This is a genomic window from Halobaculum halobium (genome assembly GCF_030127145.1).
Classification (GTDB): domain Archaea; phylum Halobacteriota; class Halobacteria; order Halobacteriales; family Haloferacaceae; genus Halobaculum; species Halobaculum halobium.
Window position 1 is genome coordinate 2,405,571 of sequence record NZ_CP126158.1, and the last position, 23,956, is coordinate 2,429,526.

A 23,956-nucleotide genomic window follows, 5' to 3' on the forward strand; every position below is an offset into this window, starting at 1 on the left:
AACGGCGATTACAACAGCCGGCGGAACTCGCCCAGCGGCGGAAACACGAGCGGGTCGTCGGACGCCGTCTCGGCGTCGCTCGATTCGCCTGAGGCGTCGGCGGCGCCGGCCGCGACGATCGGGCGGAGCGCGTCCGCGTCGGTGACGAACGGCGACTGGAACTCCCAGGCGGACCTGTCGTTCACCTCGACGCCGGCGGCGAGTCGGGTAAACGCCGGCAGCATCAACACGTCCGCGTCGCGGAAGCCGCCCTCCGCGTACAGCCAGCAGGGTCGGCGGCGACCCTCGATGTCGATCGTCGGGTGGTCGTGGCCGACGACGTACAGCCCCGCCGACTCCGTCGCCGGCGGCGCCTCGTGGCCGTGGCGGACGACGACCGGCCCGCCGCAAACGCTCGCATCGAGTTCGTACGCGTCGTGAACGGGGCCGTCCCACGCCTCCGACAGCGCGGTGTCGTGGTTCCCGCGGACGAACACCGCCCGCGCGCCGGCGTCGCGACAGGCGTCGACCAGTTCCGAAAGCGCCCGCTCGTCGTCGACCGAGACGCGGTCGAACCGGTGAGTCGCGTCGCCGGCGAACACGACCTCGACCGGCTCGAAGCGGTCGAGCAGCGACCGAAGGCGCTCGGACAGGTCTGCCGCCTCCCCAAGCGGATACGCCACGTCCGAGGCGGCCGCGCGGCCGACGTGGAGGTCCGCCACGACGAGCGCGTCCGCGTCCCGGACGTACGCGCCGCGATCGCGGAAGTCGGCGTTCAACACGGGGTCACGTCGGGTGCGCCCGCGCGTAGCGCTGCCGATCTCGAGTGGTCGCGTCTCACCCGTCTCCCCCTCGGCCGGCGTCGGTCCTGTTCCCGGGTCCGGCTCCGCCGTCGCCTTCGTTCCCACCGCCGCCGCTCACGAACGAGTCGGGGGTCACCGCGTCGGTGTCCACTCGGCGGACGACGAAGAACGCGGCGACGAGCACGCCCAGCAGGAGCGAGAACGCGACGGCCGCGACGAACGCGTCGTCGATCGTGGCGTACTCGCCGGGGCGAAACGAGATCACCTTCCGCGTGATCGCGATCAGCGCGGCGCTGATGACGATCCGAACGACCGGCTCGTTGCGCGAGAACGCCACCACGGTCTGGTGGATCTCGACGATGATCAGCAGCACGAGCACGGTGTCGATGATATCGATCACCTGGTTCGGGTCGGTGAACTCACCGCTCAACAGGAGGTCCACCAACACCAACAGCAGGTCGAGGAATCCGATGGCGAACAGCGCCAGCAGGAAGTACGCCGTGCCGACCTCCAGGAGCTTCATCCCGCGTTCGGACGGCTCGACGGCGTCTTCGATTCGCACAGGGGTTCATCGAACGCCTCGCGAGTAAACCCTACGGGGCCGCGAAGCGACACGCGCTTGCCCCTCGGGCCGGTTGAGTGAACCATGGACGAGCGCGACGATCCCGACGCGGTCGACCCGTGGGCCGGCGACGGCGACTGGGTCGGAGCCGCCGAGGGGACGACGACCGAAACCGCCGCCGGGAGCGCCACAGACCCCGCAGACGCCGGTGGCGTCGCCGACGGGACCGACGCCGGCCGGGAGGGCGACGCCGAGGGTCTCGGCCCCCGACGCTACCGCGTGCTCGACCGGACCGAGCGCGCGCTGGTGTTCGTTGACCTCGACACCCCCGATCCCGGTCCCGGGCCGGAACCCGACGAGGGGTTCGAGCCGGTCCGGGTCGCGGCCGGCGACGACGAGGCCGTCGCCGACGCGGTCGCGGCGCTGGAGCCGGGGCACGTCGTGACGGCGACGCTGCGGTGGCCCGACGCGGCGACCGAGGCCGACACAGGCGCCAACGGCGACAGCCCGCTCGCGCGCGTCGAGTCGGTGACCGTCGAGCGGGAGAGCCGTTACCGGTTCCTCGACGACGCCGAGCCGATGTTCGAAGCCGCCCGCGACGCATGGCGCGACGCGGCCGCCGCGGGCGACGGGATGGTCTCGCGCGTGACGCGCGACACCGACGGCGAGCCCAACGGCGCGCTGTACGTGTTCAGCGAGGCCGGCGCCCGCGACCTGCTCGGAGAGTTCCGGTCGGGAACGACGCCGCTGGAGCCGCTGGTCGATCGCGTGAACGACGACCTCGACGACGACGGCCCGCGGGCGGTGTTCGTCCTCCGGCCCCCGGACGGCGCGTTTGTCGCCGTCTACATCGCCTTCGAGAAGGACGGGCTGCTCGCGCGGACCGTCCGCGACACGTATCTCTGAATGGACGCGCGGGTGACGCGAGTCGGGGTCGCGCGCCCGGGGACTGAGCCCAGAGGGGTTCGACCCACGGTCGTTCCACGCTGCTCCACTCCCTGCTTCGAATCCTTCTCGTGCCACGGACGCGGCACGGACTCGTCACTCCGCTCCTCGTCGTCGTGCCGCAATACTGGGCCCAGAGGGATTCGAACCCTCGACCGCCCGGTGACTCATCCGGCGGCCGGAACCGACCGGAGTATGAGCCGGGTGCTATACCAGACTAAGCTATGGGCCCTCGTCGCCGTGGTTGTCGGGCCGCAGTCAAGTAGTTTCCTTTCTGACCGGCGTGGTGGCTGTCGCGGACAGTCGCAACTTCGCGTTCGGAAATCGAGAGAAGCGCCGAAGCCAGGACTCGAACCTGGGACCACCTCGTTAACAGCGAGGCGCTCTACCAGCTGAGCTACTTCGGCTCGCACTCCCTTGTACCGCGGTGAATTTGAAAGTGCTTTCGTTTCGCCCCCGCGCAAGCGGGTGATTCGCACACCGACTTCGTCGCCGGGTCCACCGGTCGCCGTGCTCACCATCGCGCGACCGACACGCTCGTTACCCGTCCGGCGGAATCCCGTCGTATGACCGACCCGGACGCCGACGATCCCGGCGACAACCACGTCGCCGGTGACGACCTCGACGCGGTGCTCGAAGCGGTTCGCGAGCGGGTCACCCCCGACGCCGCCGAACGAGAGCGACTGGAAGCCGCCGCCGCCGACCTCGCTGACCGCGCTCGCGCGGCCGTCTCGGAGCTTCCGTCACCCGCGGACGAGGCCGACGTGCTCACCGTCGGCTCCACCGCGCGAGGAACGTGGCTCGCTGGCGACCGCGACATCGACCTCTTCGTTCGGTTTCCGGCCGACCTGTCGCGAGAGGAGCTGGAGCGGTTCGGCTTGCGTGTCGGCCACGCCGTGCTCCCCGACGGCGAGGAGGAGTACGCCGAACACCCGTACGTCGTCGGGACCGCCGACGGCTTCGACGTGGATCTGGTTCCCTGCTACGGCGTCGAGGCCGCGACCGAGATCCGGTCGGCCGTCGACCGCACTCCGTTCCACAACGACTACCTCGTCGAGCGACTCACCGACGACCTCGCGGGCGACGTCCGCGCGCTCAAGGCGTTTCTGAAGGGAATCGGGGTCTACGGGAGCAATCTGCGCACCCGGGGGTTCTCGGGGTACCTCACCGAGTTGCTCGTGCTCGAACACGGCGGCGCTCGCGAGACGCTCGAAGCCGTCGCCGACTGGCACCCGCCGGTCCGACTCGACCCCGAGCGTCACGGGGCGGCGGAGTTCGACGACCCGCTCGTCGTCATCGACCCGACCGACCCCGAGCGCAACGTCGCGGCCGTGCTCTCGGGCGACAACCTCGCGCGGCTCCAGCACCACGCGCGCGACCTGCTCGCGGACCCGCGGACGGACCTGTTCTCTCCGGGCGAACCGACGGCGCTCGACTCCGCGAGCGTTCGCGGGCACGTCGCTCGCCGCGGGACCGACCCGCTCGCGGTCGCCTTCGACGCCCCGGACATCGTCGACGACCAGCTGTACCCCCAGCTGCGCCGCTCGCTGGCGGGCGTCGAACGCGAGCTCTCGGGGCTCGGCTTCGACGTGCTGCGCTCTGCAACGTTCGCGGCCGAGCGCGAGGCGGCCGGTAGCGACCGGCGCGCGGTGCTCCTCGTCGAACTCGCCGACCGCAGGCTCCCCGCAATCGAACGCCACGAGGGCCCGCCGGTCCACGTCCGCGACCACGCGGCCGGCTTCTACGACAAGTACGCAGCGGACCCGGACGCCTACGGCCCGTTCGTCGCCGACGGCCGCTACGTCGTCGAGCGCGAGCGCGACCCCGGGGCGCGCGATGCGCTCGCGGTGCTCGACTCCGATCGACTCTTCGCTGCGGCCCTCGGCGCCCGCGTCGAGTCGGCGCTCGAACGCGGATACGACGTGCTCGCGGGAGAGGCGCTTGCCGAGCTGACCGACGAGTTCGGCGTCGACTTCCGCGAGTACTTCGAGCCGGCGGTCTGACCGGCGGCCGATTCCCCCCTGCTACTCCAGGTCGAACCGCTCGCGCAGTTCCTCGATCACCGGCACGCTCTTGGATTCGGGATCTTTGTCGGGCTCGATCGGCGGGCGTCCATCGAACGTCTCGTGGACCATCGCGACGCCCTCCGAGAGCGTGTCGAGGCCGTACCCTCCCTCCAGAACGAAGCCGAGCCCGGCGTCGACGTCCTCGGCGAGCGTGCGAACGCGGTCTGCCATCAGCGCGTACCCTTCCGAGGAGACCCGCATCCGCGAGATGGGGTCGTGGCGGTGGGCGTCGAAGCCCGCTGAGATGAGCAAGAGACCGGGGTCGAAGCGGTCGATTACCGGGGCCAGCAGGTCGTCGATGGCGAGCAGAAAGTCCGCGTCTCCGGCGCCCGCGGGCAGTGGAACGTTGAGCGTCGCCCCCTCGCCGTCGCCCTCGCCGACCTCGGTCTCGTCGCCGGTGCCGGGGTAGAGTCCGTCCTCGTGGATCGACGCGTAGAACACGTCCCCCCGGTCAGAGAAGATGTCCTGCGTCCCGTTGCCGTGGTGAACGTCCCAGTCGAAGATCGCGACGCGGTCGACCCCCAAGTCGTCGAGCGCCGACTGGGCGGCGACCGCGGCGTTGTTGACGAAACAGAAGCCCATCGCGTCGTCGTACACGGCGTGGTGCCCCGGCGGTCGACCGAGCGCGAACGGGGTGTCGCGGCCGGGAGTACCGGCGAGCGCCTCCGCTGCGGCCCACTGCGCCTGCCCGGCGGCCGCGCGCGCGGCGTCCCAGGTGTCGCCGGAGGCGACGGTGTCGGGGTCCCAGTTGCCGCCGCCCGACTCGCAAAAGCCCACCACCTCGTCGACGTAGTCGGTGTCGTGAACCGCGTCGATGGCGGCGCGCGAGGCGGGGTCGGCCTCGACGTAGTCGACGCCGTGTTTCCGCTTGAGCCCCTCCTTGATAGCGCGGAGGCGGTCCGGGTTCTCGGGGTGTCGATCGCCGGTGTCGTGGTCGAGGCACGCCTCGCTGTAGCCGAACCGCATCGCTACCCCTCGAAGAGCGCGAAGTACGTCTCGATGTCGTCGGCCTGGACGGTCCGGCGGTCGGCGTGGCGCGCGAGCAGCGCGGCCGCGCGGGCGACGTTGTCGGCGTAGTCCTCGAGGATGTCCGCGAGCGCGACGCGGGCGTCCATCGAAACGCGGTAGGAGTCGTCGATGTCGAGGCGGGCGATCCGGTCGACGGGCGCGATAGGGAGCGTGAGCGTCGAGCGGTCGACGACCTGCTCGACGCCGAAGTCGGCCGGCATCAGCGTCTTTCGGCCGTCCACGGCCGCCTGCTCGGCCGCGTCGGTCGCCAGCGACGCCCCGTGCCGTTGCACGCGTCCGGCCAGCTCCTCGGCCGCGCCGGCGCTGACCCGGAGGTCGCCCGCGTTCCGACGGATGACGTCGTCGACGGGCGCGAACGGCAACTCGACAGTCATACACATACGCCGGTGTGTGGCGTGTATAACGCTTTCCGTTGGCGTGGTTCGCGTCGACACTCGAACCGCCCGCCCGGGTCGGCGACTGAAGCCCCCTCCCGATCAGAACACGTCGTCGGCGTCGATGGTGCCGCCCTCCTCGACACCGCGGACGGTCACCTCCTCGCCGAGGCGGAGCTTCGCCGAGGTCTCGACCGACCGCGTCTGCGTTCCGTCGTCGAGGACGACCGGATCTCCCGCCTGTACGACCGTCCCAGTGAACTCCACCACGCCGCCTCCGGTTCCGTCGCCCGCGTCGGACCCGTCGTCAGTGGCGGTCGCGTCGGCGGTCGCCGCCGACCCGCCGGAGTCGAACGAGTCGAGCCCGCCTTGGCCGTCGTCGCGGTCGGCCGACCCCGCCGACGATCCGCCCGCGGCGCTGCCGTCGGCGGTCTCGAGCACGGAGACGGAGGACCGCCAACCTGCGGAGGCTTCGAGGTCGTCTTGCCAGCCGTCTTGGACCTCCACGTCGGTGAAGGCGACGCGGTCGGCGAGGCCGATGTCCCGGTCGGCCTTGTCGCCCCACAGCGCAACCCGAATTTCACCCGTTTCGTCTTTGATCCGAACGTTGCGAACCTGGCCCTGAGAGCCGTCGTCGCGGTCGAAGGTGCGCTTCTCGCTCGTCTCGATGACGCCGCCGGCGATGTCGACCACGTCCTCGAGTTCGAGGTCGGCGATGTCGGTCGTCTCGGGGACGTATTCCACCTCGTCGTCGACCGGCTCGATGCCGCCGCGGGAGCCGACGTGGAGTTCGAGGTCGCCGTCGCGCTCGCGGACGTACCCGTCGACGATCTCGACGGTCTCGCCGGCCGCGAGTTCCTCGACGCGGCCGGCCATGTCGTCCCACATGGTGACGCGAACGCGCCCGGTCTCGTCGCCGACGGTCATGTTCGACACCTTCCCCTCGGAGCCGTCGTCGCGATCGAACGTCCGGACGGTGTCGGTGTCCAAGATCACGCCGAGCAGGTCCACGTCGGAGGCGCCCATCGTGAGGTCCTCGACGCGGTACTCCTCGACGGCCTCCACGTCGACTTCGGCGTCGGGGTCGGGCTCGACCTTGTCGACGGCGACCTCCAGCCCGCTGTACCCTTCCTTCGGGCGACCCATGATCCGGAGGACGTCGCCCGTCTGGAGGTTCTCCTTCGCGTCGACGGCGACTTGATCCCACATCGAGATGGTGACTCGGCCGGACCCGTCGGCCACCTCGACGTTGAGCACGTGGCCGTCCTCGTCCTCGCCATCGCGCTCGAACGTGCGCACTTCGCCGACTGCCATCACCTTCGCGAGGAACTTCACGTCGTCCATCCCCGGCTCGATGTCGGCGACGCTGTTCACCTCCTCGTCGCGTAGTTCGTGGGCGATGAGCATCGCCGCGGTCTCCTCGTCGGCCAGCCCGCCCATGTCTTCCACCTTCTGCTCGACGGCTGCCTCGAACTCCTCGAAGGGGACGTCGGCGTCCAGGTCGTCGTAGACGTCCTCGATAGCGCCCATAGTCGTATCGGGACCCAGGCAACTCCCGCGCATAAGGGTTCTCGTTCGTCCGGATCTCGACCGACTGTCCTCGGTCTCGTTGCCCGTCATACGCGGGCTGTGTCGCGATCGTATTTGAAGCTACGCGCTCACCGCGTCACGTCAGTCACGGTTCGGACCTCGCCCATCGACTCGTGCTCGACGACGACGGACGCGGGGAGGCCGCCGGCGAACTCGACGCCCGCCTCGTACCGCCGGGAGACGATCTGTTGGGTACAGGTGTCGCCGCCCTCCCGGACGGTCTCCACGCGGACGCGGAGTTCGCCCGCGTCGGCGTCGTACTCGGCGGCCGCAAGCGACGCGCGCATACAGCCGTTCTTCCCCGAGATGACGCCCGTGACGGTCACGAGGTCGTCGCCGAACGCGACGCTCGCGGACTCGCCGGGCTCGTCCGCGTCGCCGGTGCGGGCGAACGACCGGTCCGTGATTCGCGGGAACTCGCCTTCTTCGTTCGGCGTCGGGGTCGGGTCCCGCGACTCGCTCGTCTCCTCGTCGTCGCCGCCCGACCCGCCGCCTGCGCCGCCGGTGCAACCCGCCAGCGCGGCCGATCCGATTCCGGCAGCGAGCGAGAGGACGGTTCGCCTGTCCATGGGGCTGGAATCGACGACTGAACGCAAAAGTTCAACGTAGACGAAAGGGTGCGTTTGTGTCACGCCGGTCGGTCGCACGGGCCGATCGGATCGGAATCCATTTACGTAACGCTGGCCTCGGTTGAGTTGAGTCCGGGTAGGGTAGTGGACTATCCTCTTGGCTTGCGGAGCCAGGGACCGGAGTTCAAATCTCCGTCCGGACGTTCTCACCGCGCCGCCACACCGCGAGCGACTTCTGTCGCTCGCACACGCGGCGCGGTTGTCGCTCTGCACACGGAGATTTGAGCAGCGAACGAGCGAGCACCAGCGAGCGAAGTGAGTGAGTTCAAATCTCCGTCCGGACGTTTTCGCGGCACAACCGAGCGAGCGAAGCGAGCGCATGCGCCAACTGCCGGTCTACACGCGGAGGTGCGCAGCGAACGGGCCACCGCCACGGACAGACTGAAACGCGCGCCGGTCCGACGCTGGGTATGACCACCAGCGACGCCCCGGACGAGCCCACCCGGACCGCGGCGCTCCGCGCCGGCCTCGCCCTCTACGGTGCTGGGGAATTCCACGCCGCCCACGATCCGTGGGAGAGCGTCTGGCTCGACCTGAAGGACGGCGGCGACGACGCCCCCGAGTCCGACGCTCGCGACGAGGCGCTGTTCCACGGGCTGATCCAATTCACCGCCGCTCAGTACCACGCCCGCGACCGCAACTGGTCGGGTGTCGACGGGCTCGCGAAGAGCGCCCGCGAGCACTTCTCCGCCGTTCCCGACGACTACCGCGGCGTCGACGTGGCGGCCGTACGCCGCGCGCTCGACCGACTGTCGGCCGACCCCGAGCGCGTCGAGCGCTTCCCCGCGCCGACGGTCCGACACGGGGGGACCGCGTCGCCCCCGAGTCGCTGTCGCTTGATGCCGCGGGGCGTGCGGCGGAGGCGCTCGCAGAGGAGTACGACCTCGACGCCGACGCGGTCGCGGACGCGGCGCGGTTCGCGCGCGAGGAGGAGACCGTCGGGCGCTCCCGGTTCGCCGCGTTGCTGTTCGACCTCCTGCGCGTGGACACGCCGCAAGAACGACGGCTGGTGTACGACCGACTGTCGGGGTTAGTCGACACCGAGCGGCGAAAGGAGAAGGACGTGGAGGGACTGTTCTGAGCGGGAGCGGACGGCCGACACCGCGTCAGCGACGCGAGCGGGCGGTCACGCCGAGTCGGGCTCGGCTTCCTCCTTCGGTTCCCCGCCGAAGGTGTACTCCGCGGAGTTGTCCTGCGGGTCGTAGCCGAGCGCCTCGCGGGCGCGCTCGATGGAGTAGTACTTGCGGTCGTTGTCGGAGATGCCGTACACGATCTCGTAGTCGTAGTCCGCGGCGAGACAGCGGTCGAACAGGTGCGCGCAGTCGCGGTGAGAGAGCCACATCGCTTGCCCGCGCTCGTACTCCTTGGGCGGGTGGCCCTTCGTGAGGTTGCCGATGCGGACGCACGCGACCGACAGATCGTGGTGGTCGTGGTAGTAGCGCCCGAGCGTCTCGCCGGCCGCCTTCGAGACGCCGTAGAGGTTCGATGGCCGGGGGAGTTCGGTCCCGTCGAGGCGGAATCGGTCGTCCCTGCGGTACATGTCGGGCGTGCGCTCGTCGGTCTCGTAGGCGCCGACCGCGTGGTTGGAGGAGGCGAAGACGAACCGGTCGACACCGGCGTCGACGGCGGCTTCCAGGACCGTCTGCGTGCCGTCGATGTTGTTCGAGAGCACGGAGTCCCACGGCGCGTTCGGACGGGGGTCGCCGGCGAGGTGGACGACCGCATCGACGCCGTCGACGGCCTCGCGAACCGCCCGCTCGTCGGTCACGTCGGCGACGATCACGTCCTCGTCGGCGACGCCGTCGGGCAGCGCGTCGGCGGCGAGCGGCTCGCGGTCGATGAGCCGCCAGTCGTACGCCCCGCCGATGCCGGTGAGGATGGCGCGGCCGACACGGCCGCCCGCTCCGGTGAGCAAGACCGATGCGTCCATTCGGTGCGATATCCGACGAGCGCGGGTAAGTAAGGTGCGGTTCGACCGGGGGACTCACCTCCGCTGACAGGTCGATCCGGCGACCCGCCGCACGTCCGCCCGCCGCAGCTCTGGGGCGGTTACTCGGTACGCCTTTGGCCGCTCATACAGACCACTACACCATGGTCACCGACGCTCAGCAGGCGTGTTTCGAAGCCGGCATCAAGTTTGGCTCGCTGTACCACCAGTTCGCGGGGACCCCCGTTTCTCCGCGGAGCACGCGCTCTCTGGAGACGGCGATCGCCGAGTCGATCGAGAACCAGCCCTACTGCGAGTCCGTGACTGTCGCCGTCGACGACGACGCGGTTGCCGACGACATCGACCACGAGAACGGCTACACGGAGCTCTCGGGGCATCTCATGGAGGTTTCCATGCGAATTACGTACGAGGGCGTCACCGTCCGCACGCGCATGGAGATGGAGGACGGCTACCCGCTGATGAAACTGGTCGAGGTCGTCGACGCTGGCGACTGATCGAGCGGTCCGATTCCCGACCCACGTCGACGGGGGCCCGGATTCGCCCGCACGGGTCCGCGCGGCCGACGATTTCACTTTCACGTTCGGGCGACCGCTTAAGAAGCCACCCGGCGAACGCGCGGACATGGCCCAGTCTACCTTCGACGACGACGACCTGTTCGGGGAAGCCGCCGACGAGATGCACGAGGACGTGGCGGAGCACCTCCGCGCGGCGAAGTCGACCCTGCCGAGTGCGGATGCCATCTGGGAGACGGACGCCGACAACGTGCTCGGCGCGCTCAACGGGCTCCGCTCGGCGCTGGACACCGGCGACGCCGTCGAGGAGCTTCGACAGGCGAAAAAGCAGTACGTGCTGGGCGAGCGCGCCGGCGCGTTCGAGGACGACGACGAGCTCGCTGCGGAGATCGAGGAGCTGCAGGAACTCGTCGAGACCCTGGAGGAGACACACGAGCAGGTCGGAGAGCTGACGAGTGTCGTCCCCCGAATCAAAAGCGATCTGGAGGAGGCCCACGCCGAGGGCGTCGACGCTGACGCGGACGCCGACGACGCGGAGGAGGCGGAGGCGTAACGCGCCCTCCTCGGTCAGGGTTGTCATCGGCGCCAGCCGGGAACCCGACGGCGCCGCCTACCGGTCCCGCTCGACGACCGCGCGGGCGACATCGCACAGCGCTTCGCTCGCGCGGTCAAGGAGTTCCTCCCCGAGCGCGGCGGTGCCCTCAGCGGGGTCGCCGACGACGCCGTTGTCGGTAAACTCGTCGCTGTCGTGGGCGAGATTCACGCCGCGAATCCACTCTCCCCACCGCGCGCTGCCGCCGTCTCTGGCCGATTCGATCCGCTCCTCGCGGACGAGGTCGGGTGCAACGTGGCGCAGCATCGCGGTTTCCAGCGGACCGCCGTGGCCCATCCGGCCGGCGTGCTCGCCCACGGCCTCGAACCAGGTGAACGCGACGGCGTAGGCGTCGGAGGCGTCGTCGCGTGAGACGCGACGGGCGACCTCCGCGAGCGCCTCGAGGTTGCCGCCGTGGCCGTTAACGAGGACGATCCGGTCGATACCGTGGTGCGCGAGGCTCTCGACGGTCTCGCGGACGTACGCGCGGAAGGTGTCGGGTGACACCCACAGCGTGCCGTCGAACGCGCGGTGCTCCTCGGCGACGCCGACGTGGACCGGCGGTGCGACGAGGAGGTCGCCGGCGACGGCGGAGCCGACCGCGTCGTCAGTCCCCTCTCCGTCATCGGTCGCTTCTGTGTCCGCGGTCGCCCACCGCTTGGCGGCCGCCTGGGCGACGGCCTCCGCGGTCATCGCGTCCGTCCCCAGGGGTGCGTGCGGGCCGTGCTGTTCGGTGCTCCCGACGGGAAGCAGCGCGGCGTCGACGTCGGCCTCGCGGACTTCCGTCCACGTCGCCTCCGAGAGCTTCATGCGTCACCGTCGGTGGGCGGCCGACTTGTAGCCGGCTATCGGTGCGCGGGTCGCGCTGCTGCCGCCCGTGGTTCCGTGGGGGTTATGACCGGCGCGACCCAACGCGAGCGCAATGGGTATCCTCGAGGACAAGGACAACGCGCGGCTGTTCTACCGGTACTTCTCGCGCGTCTACGACACGATCAACCCCTACATCTGGGACGACCGGATGCGCAACCAGGCGCTTGAGTGGTTCGACGCCGACCGCGACGACCGCGTGCTCGACGTCGGCGCCGGGACCGGATTCGCTACCGAGGGACTGCTCAACCACGTCGACGAGGTGTACGCGCTCGACCAGTCGCGCGGGCAGTTCGAACAGGCGTTCGAGAAGTTCGGCAAGCACGGCAAGGTCAACTTCCACATGGGCGACGCCGAGCGCCTTCCGTTCAAGGACAACTCCTTCGACAAGCTCTGGTCGTCGGGGTCGATCGAGTACTGGCCCGACCCCGTCGCCGCCCTGCGGGAGTTCCGGCGCGTGGTCAAGCCCGGGGGCACTGTGCTCGTTGTCGGTCCCGACTACCCGAAGATCCGGCTGTTCCAGCAGCTCGCGGACGCGATCATGCTGTTCTACGGTGCAGAGGAGGCCGAGGAGATGTTCCGCGACGCCGGGTTCGAGGAAATGCGACACTTCATCCAGCAGCGCCACCGCGGCTCACCGCGGGCGATCACCACCGTTGCGACGGTGCCGGAATCAGACGACGTGGGTGAGGACTGACTCCGACGGTCGGTCCCTCTCACGGTCACGTGGCGGTCGCACTCAGAGCGGCCAGTCGCTGCGAGCCGGCGAACAGCGTCACCTCGACGCGCGACCCCGGGTGAATCCGCGGGCGATTCGTCCCGGCGGGCGTCAGCGTCGTCGACTCCCCCGCGGACCACGCGTCGTCGCTCGCGGGGTTGAACGGCCCCGTTGGTCCGCTCTCGAACCCTCGGGCCGCGAAGAACGGGAGGGGCGGCTGGTGGCGCAGACGAGCCCCGTCGACGCGGATCACGACGCGCAATCGCCCAACGTCGACCGTGTCGCCGCCGCGGTGTCGCAACGTGATCGTCCCGTCCGCGACCGCGAGGTCGACCACCGCGTTCGCAGGCGCCGACCGTGACGCCCCGGATCCCGATCCCGTTGCTCCGGTGCCCGGTTCCATCGCTCCAGTCGCGGACAGCGCTGCCGCGCCGATAGTCGCCGACAGCGCGACAGCGGCGAGCACGAGCAGCGCGACGCCGACGACCGACGCAGTCGCTCGATCCCGTCCCGTCACCTCGGCGGACCGAGCGCCCTCGGCCGCTGTCTCTCCGTTCATCCACGGGGAGCAGTGCTCCCGTCATGTGTGATAAACGCTCGTCCGCCTTCGCCGTTCGCTATCAGTCGCGGGCTGTTATCGACCCCGACACGCCCCCGTCATCTCCCGCCTGCCGTCCGTCATCTCCCTCTCTCACTCGCCGCTGTCCGTCGCGTTGGGTCCGCCCGGGGATTCGAACGCGTCAGCGACCGTGACGGGCTCCGTCGGCGTGACGGAGCGGGTGGACACCTCGGTCGAGCCGACCTCAACCACGGTGACGACGAACTCGTCGCTCGGCGAGACGGTCCAGAGAACGCCGTCCGCACCCGTCGTCCCGACGTCCGTGCTCTCGCCGCCCTCGCGGCCGATCTTCACGACCGCGTCGACCGGTTCGCCCGTCTGCGGATCGGTGACGGCGACCCGAAGCGGTCCGCCGGGGAACGTCCGGTTCACCGTCAGCGTGAGATCGAGCGTCCTCGTCACGGCCTCGCCGGTGGAGACGGCCGCGAGGTCGACGCGCTGTTGCTCCATGAACACGCGCTCGGTTCCGCCGCCGACGAACGCAGTCAGCGTCCCATTCGGGTACGCGAGGTCGAACAGGAACGTCCCGCCCGAGCCCTGCCCCGCGACGGAGCCGCCGGTGGCGGCCCACACCTCGGGATAGCTCCGTGCCGTCACGTTCTGGGCTGTCTCCTCGTCGATGCTGGTGTCGTCGCGCTGGCGGAGGTCGCTCCGGAACGCCTCTCGGACGAACTGGCCGTCTGCGACGGTCGAGAGGACGATCCCCGTCTCGGTCGTCGCGACGTACACCCGGGTCGACGCGCCGGGTTCACCGTCGAGCGCCGCGGCGGCCCGCGAGCGGACCGGCCCGTCGAACGTACGCAGGTCGTACACGACGGGGAACACGCGGCTGTCGTCCAGCGCGAGGTCGTCGGTGTCGTCGGCAAGCCTGTCGAGCATGAGCACCCGCTCTTCGAGGACCGCCGCGGTGGCGCGGATCCGTGCCAGTTCGACGAGGAACTCCTTCCCGGAGATTTCGCCGGCGTGGTAGGCGGCGATCGCCTCGCGGTGGCGGCTGTGAAGGGTGACGACGTCCTTGTCGACTTCGTTCAGTCCGTCGAGGATCCGTATCTGTCGTTCGTCGCTGTCGTTCGCGCTCGTGATTCGCTCGCGGAGGGCGATGGTCTCAATGCGTGCGGCGGACGCGTTCGCGCCGAAGCCGGTCGCGGTGCCGGCGTCGACCGTCACCACGTCGATGTCGGAGGCGACGCTGCCGTTGGCATCCAGTGAGAGCACCCGAATTGGCGCCGTACCGTTGATCGTGGCCATGGTCGTCGCCTCGGGGCCCTCTGTCGCGGCGGCAGTCTCTGTTTCAGCGGGCGTAAACGGCACTGCAGACGTGGCGGATCCGCCTCCGATTGAGGCGGCCGACTCGCCCCGATCGGGGACCGCAAGCGCGCCGCTGACGGCGGCGGACGCGAGGAGGACCGCAACGAGAACGGGGATAGCTCGCATGGAAAGTGAATACCGAGTCATCGGATAAAAAACCGGCCCACACGGGTGAGTGCGGCTCGCGGATGCCGACGATCGACGGGCCCATCCGTCGACGGTCCGGCCGCAGTGGACCACACGGCCCGGCGACGGATCGCACGGAACTCGATGCTTGCGTCGTGATTTCGACCCCCGATGGAAAGGGTTTTGCCAAAACGCCAAGAGTCGCATACACAGCATGCGGTATGTCGCCCTCCTCGCCGTGCTCGCCGTTCTCGTCTCGTTCGCCACGGGCGCGACGGCCGCGGCGGCCGTCCAGCCGGTGGAGCCGTCAGCGCTCGCGGATCAGCCCGCCAGCGACGGCGCCGCGCAGGCGATCACGTCCCCGACAGACAGCGCGTCTCCGCAACTCGCCTCGACCGTCGGCGCGCCGCGAACGAACTTCACGATCTCCCTCCGCGAGGACGGCGATGCCCGGTGGACGGTCGAAACGAGGATCGCGCTCGACGACGAGAGCACGCGCGACGCCTTCGAAGAGTACGCCCGCTCGTACGAGGCCGGCGACGCGTCGGGCGGCCCCGCGGTCGACCCGTTCAGAAACGCCGCGGCCGCCGCGTCCGAAGCCACGGGACGCGAGATGTCGATCGAGCGGGTGAACCGGACGGCCACGCTGTCGAATCAGTCCGGCGTCCTCCGACTGCGGTTCACGTGGACGCGGTTCCTCGAACCGGGTGACGACGGCGTCCTCGAACTCGGCGACGCGTTCCGAACCCCGAACAACGGCACGTGGTTCGGGTCGCTGTCCGCCTCCCAGCGGCTCGTCATCGAACCGCCCGCTGACTACGAGGTGAGCGACGTGTCGCAGGGGTTCAGCTACTCGATCAGCGACCGTCGGATCGTCGCCGAAGGGCCCCAACAGTTCGGGGCGGATGACATCGCGATCCGCTACGAGCCCGGAGACTCGCCGCCCGACACGTCGTACCTACTCGAACTGATCGCCGGCGCCGGCGTCGTGCTGCTGTTCGCTGTCGCGGTGTTGGCGTACCGCCGCGGCAACGTCGCCGGCGCCAGATCAGGCGGGGGCACAGACGGCGCCGCCGGAACGGAAGCGGGACCCAACCAGTCGGGTCAAGCGCCGAGGGGAATGGATGACGGCACCGACGGCGGCTCGGACGGCGTTGACGGCGATCGCGAGGAGGGACCCTCGACTGCGCCGTCCGGCCCGGCGACGGATCGCGACGGGTCGGACACGGCTGTCGCCGGCGGAGCCGCCGCGGGCGACGGACCGACCGAAACCCCAAGCGACAGTGGAGGCGGTAGCGGCGAGGACGCCGCCACCGAGCGTGAGGAAGACCTGGAGCTCCTGTCGGACGAAGAGCGCGTCGAGCGGCTGCTTGGCGAGCACGGCGGCCGGATGCGCCAAGGGACGATCGTCGACGAAACCGGTTGGTCGGACGCGAAGGTGTCCCAGCTGCTGTCGGCGATGGCCGACGACGAGCGCGTCGAGAAGCTGCGGCTCGGTCGCGAGAACATCATCTCCCTGGCTGACGGCGACGACGCAGGCGACGAGACCGGCGCCGACGCCGAGTCGTCGTAGCCGGGGGCCGTCGACTCGATCCGACGCGTCGCCCGTTGCTGGCGGTTCCGAAACTGTTTACCCCGGACCGCGGCAACCCTTGCGCGATGAAGATCCTCGTCACGGTCAAGGAGGTCGCGGAGGCGGCCGACGACTTCGAGATCGAGGGGACAGATATCGGGGAGCAGTTCCTCGAATACGACCTCAACGAGTGGGACGACTACGCCGTCGAGGCGGCGGTCCAGCTCTCGGAGGAGTACGACGACGTCGAAGTCGTCTCCGCCACGATCGGTCCCGAGCGCGCCGAGGAGACGATCCGGATGGCGCTCGCGAAGGGCGTCGACCGCGCGATCCGCGTCTGGGACGACGACGTCGCCGCCGCGGACCTCGACGTCGCGGCGAAGACGCGGCTCTTCGCGAGCGTCGTCGAGGACGAAGATCCCGACCTCGTCCTCTCCGGCGTCCAGGCGGCCGACGACGGATTCGGCGCGACGGGCGTCTCGCTGGCCGACGACATCGGCTTCGACTGGGCGGCTGTCGTCAATCACCTGGAGACCGAAGACGACCTGTCGACGGCGCACGTCCACCGCGAACTGGAGGGCGGCGTCGAGGAGCTGACCGACGTGGACCTCCCAGCGGTGCTCACGATCCAGACGGGGCTGAACGAGCCGCGCTACGCCAGCCTCCGGGGCATCCGGCAGGCCCAGAGCAAGGAGATCGCCCAGTTCGGACTCGCCGACCTGGGGCTTGACGCCGACGCGGTCCGATCGCCTCTCTCGCGTACCGAAATGTACGAACCGGAGACCGAGTCGGACGCGACGTACTTTGACGGCTCGGCGGACGACCAGGCCGCGGAGTTGGCTGACGTGCTCCGCGAGAAGGGGGTGGTGGCCGAATGAGCGACGTGCTCGCGGTCGCAGACCACCGGCGCGGCGTCGTGCGCGACGTGAGTCTCGAACTGGTTCGCGCCGGGCGCGAACTCGCGGACGACCTCGGCGGCGAGTTGCACCTCGCGGTGATCGCCGGCGACGTGGACGGGTTCGCCGACACCCTGTCGCTGGAGGGGGTCGACGCGATCCACACCGTCGACGCGGGCGAAGAGTTCAATCACGACCTGTACGCTGGCGCGACCGCCGCGCTGTTCGAGGAGCTCGCGCCCGCGGCCGTTCTCATGCCCAACTCCGTCAACGGCCTCGACTACGCGCCCGCGGTGGCGAACAGCCTCGACCTCCCGCTGGTCGCCGACGCGGTCGGCCTCTCCTACGACGGCGGGCTCGAAGCGACGCGCGAGATGTACGGCTCGAAGGTCGAGACGACCGTCGAGGTGAGCGAGGAACCGTTCGCCGTTACCGTCCGCAGCGGCGAGTGGCCCGCCGTTGAGGAGACGGCCGACGTGCCCATCGAGGCGTTCGAGTTCGACTTCGACGAGTCGACCTCCGGCGCCCGCGTGCGGGGATTCGAGGAGGTCGGCGCCGGCGACGTGGATATCGCCGACGCGGAGTTCCTCGTCTCGATCGGCCGCGGTATCGAGGAGGAGGAGAACATCGAACTCATCGAGGAGCTGGCCGAGGCCACCGGCGCGACGCTGTCGTCCTCCCGACCCATCGTCGACAACGGCTGGCTGCCGAAGAACCGGCAGGTCGGTCAGTCGGGCAAACAGGTGACGCCGGACGTGTACCTCGCGATCGGCATCTCGGGGGCCGTTCAACACGTCGCCGGCATGAAGGGAGCCGAGACGATCATCGCGATCAACACGGACCCGAACGCCCCGATCTTCGACATCGCCGACTACGGGATCGTCGGTGACCTGTTCGACGTGGTGCCGGCGCTGACCGAGCAGTTCTCCTGACCGGTCGCCGTCGCGGCGGCTTTCGACTCCGGTTGCGGCTCCCGCATCCGGTACCCTCTTTTTCGCCCGGGCCCGAGTACGCGTCAATGGAGTATCTGGAGCGTCGGGTCGCGATGGCGAACGAGCGTCTCGCGGAGGTTACCGGGGCGGTCGAGCCGTCGGAGCTCGGCGACGAGATCGAGCACGTCGCGCTCGCGGGCGGCAAGCGCGTTCGCCCGACCGTGACGCTCCTCGCGTGCGAGGCGGCCGGCGGCGACCCCGAAGACGCCGTCGACTTCGCGGTCGGCGTCGAACTCGTGCACAACGCCTCGCTCGTTATCGACGACATCATCGACCGGTCGGACGTTCGCCGCGGCACCCCTTCGGCGTGGTCGGCGTTCGGCTACGGCCCCGCGATCGTCGCCTCCGACGGCATGCTCGGGGAGGCGTTCGCGCTCTTTTCGGCCGACGAGCAGGCGATGCAGGTCGTCGCCGAGGCGATGGTCGAACTCGGCGAGGGCGAGGCGACCGAGTTGGTCGCGAAACCGTCGAACGAGGAGGAGTACATGACGCTCGCGCGTCGCAAGACTGGGGCGCTGTTCCGCGCGGCCGCCGAGCTCGGCGCCGTGGCCGCCGGCGCCGACGGCTTCACGATCGAGGCGTTCGGCGAGTACGCCGAGCGCGTCGGCGTCGCCTTCCAGATCCGCGACGACGTGCTGGACGCGACCGCCGATGCCGACGATCTCGGCAAGCCGACCGGCGTCGACGAGGCGGTCGACCGCCCCTCCCTGTTGCAGGTGACGGACCTCACGCCCGAGGAGGCCGATCAGCGCGCCCGCGACCAGGCCGACGCCGCGCTGGAGGCGCTGGAGACCGCCGGGATCGGCGAATCGGACGCGCGGGGATATCTGCGGGACCTGGCGGAGTTCGTGGTCGTTCGAGAGCGGTAGAACGGCGCTCTCGCGACGACAGCCGACTGGCTACCGGATGTGTGAACGAGAGCCGATTCAGTGGCACGAGGAGTGACCTCTCGAAACACCCCGGAAACTGGCGTATCGGTCACCCAGTCGACTCACGCTCCTCGGAAGTCCACCAGCGTCTGTGATGACCGACGGTAGTCCACTGACTGATAGTTCGGCCGGCGTGAAAATGAGAATAGCTAACACGGGTCACCGATATCGGATGGGTACGCATGCCAGAGCCAGTCATCGCGTCGGTCGGGGCCTCGCCGCTCGGCCGCACGGACCTCCCGGGCCGCGACCTGTTCTCGGTCGCCCTCGCGGAGGCGTTCGACGAACTGCCCGACCCCGCCGAACTCGTCGAGGCGGTGTACGTCGGCAACCAGTCGGAGAGTTACGAACACCAGATCATGCAGGGGACGCTGTTGGCGGAGTGGGCCGGCCTCCGTCACGTCCCGGCCGAGCGTGTCGAGGGGTGTGCCGCCGCCGGTGCGCTCGCGTTGCGCCACGCGGTCAAGGACGTCCGCAACGGGGAACACGAGGCCGTGCTCGCGTGCGGCGTCGAGAAGATGACCTCCGCGGGGACCAGCGGCGCGACGGACGCGCTGTCGGCGGCGTTCGACCGCGCAATCGAACAGCGGTCCGGCGTCACCGCGCCAAGCCAGTACGCGCTGCTCGCCGCGCGCTACCTCCACGAGACGGACGCCACGGAACGCGATCTCGCGGAGATCGCGGTGAAGAACCACGCCAACGCCGCTTGCAACCCCCGGGCGCAGTTCCCGACGGAGATCGACGTGGACACCGTCCTGGAGTCCGACCCCGTCGCGTCGCCGCTGAAGCTCTACGACTGTGCGCCGGTCGGGGACGGCGCCGCGGCCGTCCTCGTGACGACCGCCGAGATGGCGGCCGACCTCGACCGCCCGCAGGTCCGCGTCGCGGGCAGCGGGGCATCCGCGAACAACATCGCGGTCGCCGAGCGCGACATGACCGACATCGCGGGCGCTCGGATCGCCGCCGAGACGGCCTACGAGGAGGCGGGCATCGACGCCGCGGACGTCGACATCGCGGAGGTCCACGACGCGTTCACCGTCTGCGAGGCGCTGCTCTCGGAGGCCGTCGGCTTCGCGCCCGCGGGAACGGGCTATCAGAGCTACCTGCCGCCCGCGGAGCGGGCCGACGGCTGGACGGACGTGCAGTTGAGCCCGAGCGGCGGACTGAAGGCCCGCGGCCATCCCATCGGCGCGACCGGGCTCTTGCAGGCGCTCGAAGCCTACGAACAGCTCACAGGGGACGCGGGCGACCGCGCGGTCGAGGGGGCCGAAACGGCCTTGCTGCTCAACGAGGGAGGCGTCGCGGACGCCGTCACCGTCGGCCACGTGCTCACGACGGCGGAGGCACGATGACCGACGATAGCCTCGACGCGACCGACCCGCGGACACTGCCCGGGTTCTTCGACGCCCTCGCGGACGGCGAACTCCTGGGCGGGGTCTGTGCGGACTGCGGGCAGGTCCTGTTGCCGCCGCGGCCGGCCTGCTACGCTTGCGGCAGTCGCGCCGTCGACGTCGAACCGCAGTCGCGCGAGGGTCGGATCTTCTCGTGCACGGAGGTCCACGCGCCGCCGCCCGCGTTCGCGGCGGACGCGCCCTACACGGTCGCCGTCGTGGAGCTCGGGGACGGGGGCCGGCTGCTCGGGCGCGTGGACGCCGACTACGCCGACGTCGCTATCGGCGACCCGGTCGAACTCACGGTGCGCGAGCCGACGCCCGAAGAGCAGGAGGTCGCGCTCGACTACGAGGCCGACTGGCCGGTCCACGTCTTCGAACAGCGCTGAGGGCCGGGCGACCGCCTGCGGCTTCGGTTCGCACTAGTAAGTCGTCCCGCGAGCGAGCCAGCCGCACGGCTGAGCGAGCGAACGTTTGCCATCCCGGGATCGCGTCGCGATTCTGGGTCGTAGCCGGGGTCAAAAAGATCCGACAGCGTGACCGGGGATCCGCCGGGCGGTTATTGGAGCGCGAGCGGCGTGCGCGACGACCCCCGAGGCGAACCGAGGGTGGTTCTAGTAGAACTCTCTCACGAGGTCCATCGCGCCCTCGGGCGCGCCCTCGTGGTCGATCTGGCTCATGTTGGAGTCGAGGCCGTGGGTATCCTCGTAGGGCACCGACTCCTCGTCCTGGTACAGCACGCCCATGTACTCCTTGTCGGCGTCGAGGACCTTCTCCTTGGCCGCGTCGCGGTCGGTCGGGTCGTAGTCCGTCTCCTGCAGGTCGACCAGCGAGTCGCGGAAGTAGTCGTACGTGTCGACGTCGTTGAACGTGACGCACGGGCTGAACACGTTGACGAAGCCGAAGCCGTCGTGCTCGATGGCCTTCTGGACGATCTCCTGGTGGCGCAGCGCGTCGCTGGAGAACGACTGGGCGATGAACGTCGCGCCCGAGGCGAGCGCGAGCGCGAGCGGGTTAACTGGGGGCTGCTGGGGGCCCTCCGGCGTCGTCGAGGTCTCGAAGTCCTCGCGCGAGGTCGGGGAGGCTTGCCCCTTCGTCAGCCCGTAGATGCGGTTGTCCATCACGACGTAGCTCATGTCGACGTTCCGGCGGACGGCGTGGACGAAGTGGCCCGCGCCGATGGAGTAGCCGTCGCCGTCGCCGCCCGCGACCATCACTTCGAGGTCGGGGTTGGCCATCTTCACGCCGGCGCCGACCGGGAGCGCGCGGCCGTGGACGCCGTGGATGGCGTAGCTGTGCATGTACGTGCCGATCTTACCGGAACAGCCGATGCCGGCGACGACGAAGGTGTTGTCGGGATCGTTGCCCGTCTCCGCGAGCGCCTTCATCATGCCGTTCATCGTCCCGAAGTCGCCGCACCCGGGACACCACGTGGGCTGCTTGTCCGATTTGAAGTCGGTGAATCTGACCTGGGAACTCATGCTTCCACCTCCTGGCTCTCGTCTGCGGCCAGGGTCTCTCTGATGTCGTCTGCGAGTTCGTCCGCCTTGAACTGCACGCCGTCGTACTTGTTGATCCGCTTCACGCGCTGTAAGGTGTCGTGTTCGACCACGTCGGCGAACTGCCCCGTCGCGTTACACTCGACGACGACGACCTGGTCTGCGGCCTCGAACTCCTCGGTGAGGTCCGGGCGCGGGAAGAGGTACGGCACCGAGAGGATGCGCACGTCGACGCTGTCCGCCTCGAGGTACTCCAGCGCCTCGACGAGGGTCCCTTCGTTGGACCCCCACGTCACGATCAGGTTGTCCGCATCGGGGTCGCCGAACTCCCGCGGCGAGAAGTCCTCGCGCTCGCGGGCGGTCTCGACCTTGCGGTTCCGCTTGTCGACCTGCTTGACGCGCATCTCCGTGTCCTCGGTGCGGCGGCCCTGCTCGTCGTGCTCCAGGCCGGTGGACATGTGCGCGCCGCCCTCCGTGCCGGGGAACGCCCGAGGACTGACGCCGTCGTCGGTGATCTCGTGGGGCTTGAAGCCGCCCGACTCGGTCTGGTGGTCCTCGATCGTCTCCTCGTCGACGACCTTGCCGCGGTCGATCTCGACGGCGTCCATGTCGAAGGCGTCGGGCTCGAACGTCTGCTCGGTGACCGCCATCGCGAGGTCGGCGGCGAGGTAGACGGGCGTCTGGTACTTCTCGGCGAGGTTGAACGCCTCGACGGTCTTCCAGAAGCACTCGTCGACGGTCGTGGGCGCGAGGACGAACCGCGGGATCTCGCCGTGGCCGCCGTACAGCATCATGTTGAGGTCGCCCTGCTCCTGCTTGGTCGGCATCCCCGTCGAGGGACCCGAGCGCATCACGTCGGCGATGACGAGCGGCGTCTCGCTCGTTGCGACTAGGCCGAACGTCTCGGTCATCAGGTCGATGCCGGGTCCGGAGGTCGCCGTCATCGAGCGGGCGCCGGCGCGCGCGGCCCCGAGCGCGAGGTTGATCGCCGCGAGTTCGTCCTCCGCTTGGACGACGTGGCCGCCGAAGTTCTCGATGCGACCCTTCAGGTACGTCATCACGTCCGTCGCGGGCGTGATCGGGTAGCCGGCGTAGTACTTGCAGCCGGCGGCGATGGCGCCCATGCCGATCGCCTCGTCGCCGTTGAGCAGGACGTAGTCGTTGTCGGTCGTCTCCAGATCGTAGTCGAGGTCGGCGTCAGGGTAGTGCTCCTGGACGTACTCCTGGCCGAGGCGTGCCGCCTGTTTGTTGTTCTCGACGAGCGCCGACCCCTTGTCGCCGAAGCGCTTCTTCAGCGAGGAGTCGAGGTGCTCGATGTCGAAGCTCGTCGCCTCGCAGGCGGCACCGAGCGCGACGACGTTGCGCATGATGGCGCCGCCGGCGTCCTCGGCGAGGCTCTTGAGCGGCACGTCGAGTCCGATCATCTCCTCGGGGATCTCGACGTCGGCCATCGTGGTCCGCTCGCCGTCGTAGATGATGACCGAGCCCTCGTGGAGCTCGTCGAGGTTCTCCTCGATCGTACGGGGCGTGAGCGCGACGAGGACGTCCAGTCGGTCCACGACCGACCGGACCTTCTCCGTGGACGTACGCACCTTGTACGCGGTGTAGCCGCCTCGGATCCGGGAGGCGAAGTCCTTCGACGTGAAGACGTGTCGACCCGCCCGAGAGAGCGCCTGCGCGAAGATCTTCCCGGTGGAGTCGATGCCATCGCCGGCCTCCCCGCCGATGGCCCAATTGAAGTCCGCTGGCATACTGGTGAGTCCTTCCCACGGTCGGTGGAAAAGCCTTCTGAATGGGGTGAGGGCAGCTTTTTGACTGCTTGTCTGTCGAAACTCCGTTCTATGAAACAAACGCCACTTCGTTTGGCCGTCTACCGGCCACTCGACCGACAATTGATCGGGTCTCCCTCGCTGTCGGCAGTAATTGCACCGACTCCCGTTCAATCGCGGATCCCGGTACGACACGCGTACGAGTTGGATTCGACGACCGACGACGGGCGACGAGAAGCG

At 69.5% G+C, this 23,956-nt stretch carries 24 protein-coding genes and 3 tRNA genes; 13 read left to right on the forward strand and 14 right to left on the reverse strand.

Features of this window, described 5'->3' with window-relative positions; all coding sequences use genetic code 11:
* Nucleotides 1-8: 8 nt before the first annotated feature.
* Entirely contained in the window at nt 9-761 is a 753-nt protein-coding gene (locus P0Y41_RS12565; RefSeq protein WP_284061660.1) for a metallophosphoesterase, read from the reverse strand.
* Between the two features lie 55 nt (nt 762-816).
* Nucleotides 817-1,344: a phosphate-starvation-inducible PsiE family protein gene (locus P0Y41_RS12570; protein ID WP_284061661.1), complete on the reverse strand. Its 528-nt coding sequence runs from the start codon at nt 1,342-1,344 to the stop codon at nt 817-819.
* Nucleotides 1,345-1,428: 84 nt separating this feature from the next.
* Here P0Y41_RS12570 and P0Y41_RS12575 point away from each other — a divergent pair, with 84 nt between their 5' ends.
* The gene (locus P0Y41_RS12575) at nt 1,429-2,250 is read left to right on the forward strand and encodes a DUF6663 family protein (protein WP_284061662.1); all 822 of its coding nucleotides are present in this window, start codon (nt 1,429-1,431) and stop codon (nt 2,248-2,250) included.
* 167 nt (nt 2,251-2,417) lie between these two features.
* Here P0Y41_RS12575 and P0Y41_RS12580 read toward each other — a convergent pair.
* Nucleotides 2,418-2,521, reverse strand: a tRNA-Ile gene (locus P0Y41_RS12580).
* 102 nt (nt 2,522-2,623) lie between these two features.
* Nucleotides 2,624-2,696 (reverse strand) — tRNA-Asn (locus tag P0Y41_RS12585).
* Nucleotides 2,697-2,855: 159 nt separating this feature from the next.
* Between P0Y41_RS12585 and cca the strand changes: the two genes are divergently transcribed.
* Entirely contained in the window at nt 2,856-4,292 is a 1,437-nt protein-coding gene (gene cca / locus P0Y41_RS12590; RefSeq protein ID WP_284061663.1) for a CCA tRNA nucleotidyltransferase, read from the forward strand.
* A 21-nt stretch (nt 4,293-4,313) separates the two neighbouring features.
* On the opposite strand, the gene P0Y41_RS12595 is transcribed toward cca, so the two are convergent.
* From P0Y41_RS12595 to P0Y41_RS12610, 4 genes are all read right to left on the reverse strand, one after another.
* The gene (locus tag P0Y41_RS12595) at nt 4,314-5,321 is read right to left on the reverse strand and encodes a histone deacetylase family protein (RefSeq protein ID WP_284061664.1); all 1,008 of its coding nucleotides are present in this window, start codon (nt 5,319-5,321) and stop codon (nt 4,314-4,316) included.
* Between the two features lie 2 nt (nt 5,322-5,323).
* On the reverse strand, nt 5,324-5,758 hold the full coding sequence (locus P0Y41_RS12600; RefSeq protein ID WP_284061665.1) for a histone family protein: 435 nt from the start codon (nt 5,756-5,758) through the stop codon (nt 5,324-5,326).
* 102 nt (nt 5,759-5,860) lie between these two features.
* A complete protein-coding gene (locus tag P0Y41_RS12605; RefSeq protein ID WP_284061666.1) occupies nt 5,861-7,288 on the reverse strand; it encodes a single-stranded DNA binding protein in 1,428 nt (475 codons plus the stop codon).
* A gap of 128 nt (nt 7,289-7,416) precedes the next feature.
* Entirely contained in the window at nt 7,417-7,917 is a 501-nt protein-coding gene (locus tag P0Y41_RS12610; protein WP_284061667.1) for a hypothetical protein, read from the reverse strand.
* A 130-nt stretch (nt 7,918-8,047) separates the two neighbouring features.
* Here P0Y41_RS12610 and P0Y41_RS12615 point away from each other — a divergent pair.
* Both P0Y41_RS12615 and P0Y41_RS12620 read left to right on the forward strand, forming a co-directional pair.
* Nucleotides 8,048-8,120: transfer RNA gene (locus tag P0Y41_RS12615), tRNA-Arg, on the forward strand.
* Nucleotides 8,121-8,387: 267 nt separating this feature from the next.
* Nucleotides 8,388-9,011 (forward strand): DUF309 domain-containing protein, encoded by a 624-nt coding sequence (locus P0Y41_RS12620; RefSeq protein WP_284061668.1) that lies wholly within the window; start codon nt 8,388-8,390, stop codon nt 9,009-9,011.
* A 92-nt stretch (nt 9,012-9,103) separates the two neighbouring features.
* Here the strand turns inward: P0Y41_RS12620 and azf are convergent, their stop codons facing one another.
* Nucleotides 9,104-9,907, reverse strand: a complete 804-nt coding sequence (gene azf, locus P0Y41_RS12625) for an NAD-dependent glucose-6-phosphate dehydrogenase Azf (protein ID WP_284061669.1) — start codon at nt 9,905-9,907, stop codon at nt 9,104-9,106.
* Between the two features lie 161 nt (nt 9,908-10,068).
* On the opposite strand from azf, the gene P0Y41_RS12630 reads away from it, so the two are divergent.
* Both P0Y41_RS12630 and P0Y41_RS12635 read left to right on the forward strand, forming a co-directional pair.
* On the forward strand, nt 10,069-10,419 hold the full coding sequence (locus tag P0Y41_RS12630) for a dihydroneopterin aldolase family protein (protein ID WP_284061670.1): 351 nt from the start codon (nt 10,069-10,071) through the stop codon (nt 10,417-10,419).
* Nucleotides 10,420-10,546: 127 nt separating this feature from the next.
* Nucleotides 10,547-10,990, forward strand: a complete 444-nt coding sequence (locus P0Y41_RS12635; protein ID WP_284061671.1) for a DUF5790 family protein — start codon at nt 10,547-10,549, stop codon at nt 10,988-10,990.
* 57 nt (nt 10,991-11,047) lie between these two features.
* Here the strand turns inward: P0Y41_RS12635 and P0Y41_RS12640 are convergent, their stop codons facing one another.
* Entirely contained in the window at nt 11,048-11,839 is a 792-nt protein-coding gene (locus P0Y41_RS12640; protein ID WP_284061672.1) for a creatininase family protein, read from the reverse strand.
* Between the two features lie 112 nt (nt 11,840-11,951).
* Here P0Y41_RS12640 and P0Y41_RS12645 point away from each other — a divergent pair, with 112 nt between their 5' ends.
* Nucleotides 11,952-12,593: a methyltransferase domain-containing protein gene (locus tag P0Y41_RS12645; RefSeq protein ID WP_284061673.1), complete on the forward strand. Its 642-nt coding sequence runs from the start codon at nt 11,952-11,954 to the stop codon at nt 12,591-12,593.
* 25 nt (nt 12,594-12,618) lie between these two features.
* Here the strand turns inward: P0Y41_RS12645 and P0Y41_RS12650 are convergent, their stop codons facing one another.
* Both P0Y41_RS12650 and P0Y41_RS12655 read right to left on the reverse strand, forming a co-directional pair.
* Nucleotides 12,619-13,173 carry a type IV pilin gene (locus P0Y41_RS12650; protein WP_284061674.1) on the reverse strand — a complete coding sequence of 185 codons (555 nt, stop codon included), beginning with the start codon at nt 13,171-13,173 and terminating at the stop codon, nt 12,619-12,621.
* A 132-nt stretch (nt 13,174-13,305) separates the two neighbouring features.
* Nucleotides 13,306-14,667, reverse strand: coding sequence for a DUF7096 domain-containing protein (locus tag P0Y41_RS12655; RefSeq protein ID WP_284061675.1), 1,362 nt, complete (start codon nt 14,665-14,667; stop codon nt 13,306-13,308).
* A gap of 214 nt (nt 14,668-14,881) precedes the next feature.
* On the opposite strand from P0Y41_RS12655, the gene P0Y41_RS12660 reads away from it, so the two are divergent.
* From P0Y41_RS12660 to P0Y41_RS12685, 6 genes are all read left to right on the forward strand, one after another.
* Nucleotides 14,882-16,240: a helix-turn-helix transcriptional regulator gene (locus P0Y41_RS12660; protein ID WP_284061676.1), complete on the forward strand. Its 1,359-nt coding sequence runs from the start codon at nt 14,882-14,884 to the stop codon at nt 16,238-16,240.
* A gap of 86 nt (nt 16,241-16,326) precedes the next feature.
* Nucleotides 16,327-17,118 carry an electron transfer flavoprotein subunit beta/FixA family protein gene (locus tag P0Y41_RS12665; RefSeq protein WP_284061677.1) on the forward strand — a complete coding sequence of 264 codons (792 nt, stop codon included), beginning with the start codon at nt 16,327-16,329 and terminating at the stop codon, nt 17,116-17,118.
* Nucleotides 17,115-18,068, forward strand: coding sequence for an electron transfer flavoprotein subunit alpha/FixB family protein (locus tag P0Y41_RS12670; RefSeq protein ID WP_284061678.1), 954 nt, complete (start codon nt 17,115-17,117; stop codon nt 18,066-18,068). The genes P0Y41_RS12665 and P0Y41_RS12670 overlap by 4 nt, the downstream gene beginning before the upstream one ends.
* Before the next feature lie 86 nt (nt 18,069-18,154).
* Nucleotides 18,155-18,997 (forward strand): polyprenyl synthetase family protein, encoded by an 843-nt coding sequence (locus tag P0Y41_RS12675; protein ID WP_284061679.1) that lies wholly within the window; start codon nt 18,155-18,157, stop codon nt 18,995-18,997.
* Between the two features lie 242 nt (nt 18,998-19,239).
* Nucleotides 19,240-20,409, forward strand: a complete 1,170-nt coding sequence (locus P0Y41_RS12680) for a thiolase C-terminal domain-containing protein (RefSeq protein ID WP_284061680.1) — start codon at nt 19,240-19,242, stop codon at nt 20,407-20,409.
* Nucleotides 20,406-20,837, forward strand: a complete 432-nt coding sequence (locus tag P0Y41_RS12685; protein WP_284061681.1) for a Zn-ribbon domain-containing OB-fold protein — start codon at nt 20,406-20,408, stop codon at nt 20,835-20,837. Before P0Y41_RS12680 ends, P0Y41_RS12685 begins: the two co-directional genes overlap by 4 nt.
* A 225-nt stretch (nt 20,838-21,062) precedes the next feature.
* Here P0Y41_RS12685 and P0Y41_RS12690 read toward each other — a convergent pair whose 3' ends face one another.
* Both P0Y41_RS12690 and P0Y41_RS12695 read right to left on the reverse strand, forming a co-directional pair.
* Nucleotides 21,063-21,929, reverse strand: coding sequence for a 2-oxoacid:ferredoxin oxidoreductase subunit beta (locus tag P0Y41_RS12690; protein ID WP_284061682.1), 867 nt, complete (start codon nt 21,927-21,929; stop codon nt 21,063-21,065).
* Nucleotides 21,926-23,698 (reverse strand): 2-oxoacid:acceptor oxidoreductase subunit alpha, encoded by a 1,773-nt coding sequence (locus P0Y41_RS12695; RefSeq protein WP_284061683.1) that lies wholly within the window; start codon nt 23,696-23,698, stop codon nt 21,926-21,928. The genes P0Y41_RS12690 and P0Y41_RS12695 overlap by 4 nt, the downstream gene beginning before the upstream one ends.
* Nucleotides 23,699-23,956: the final 258 nt, after the last annotated feature.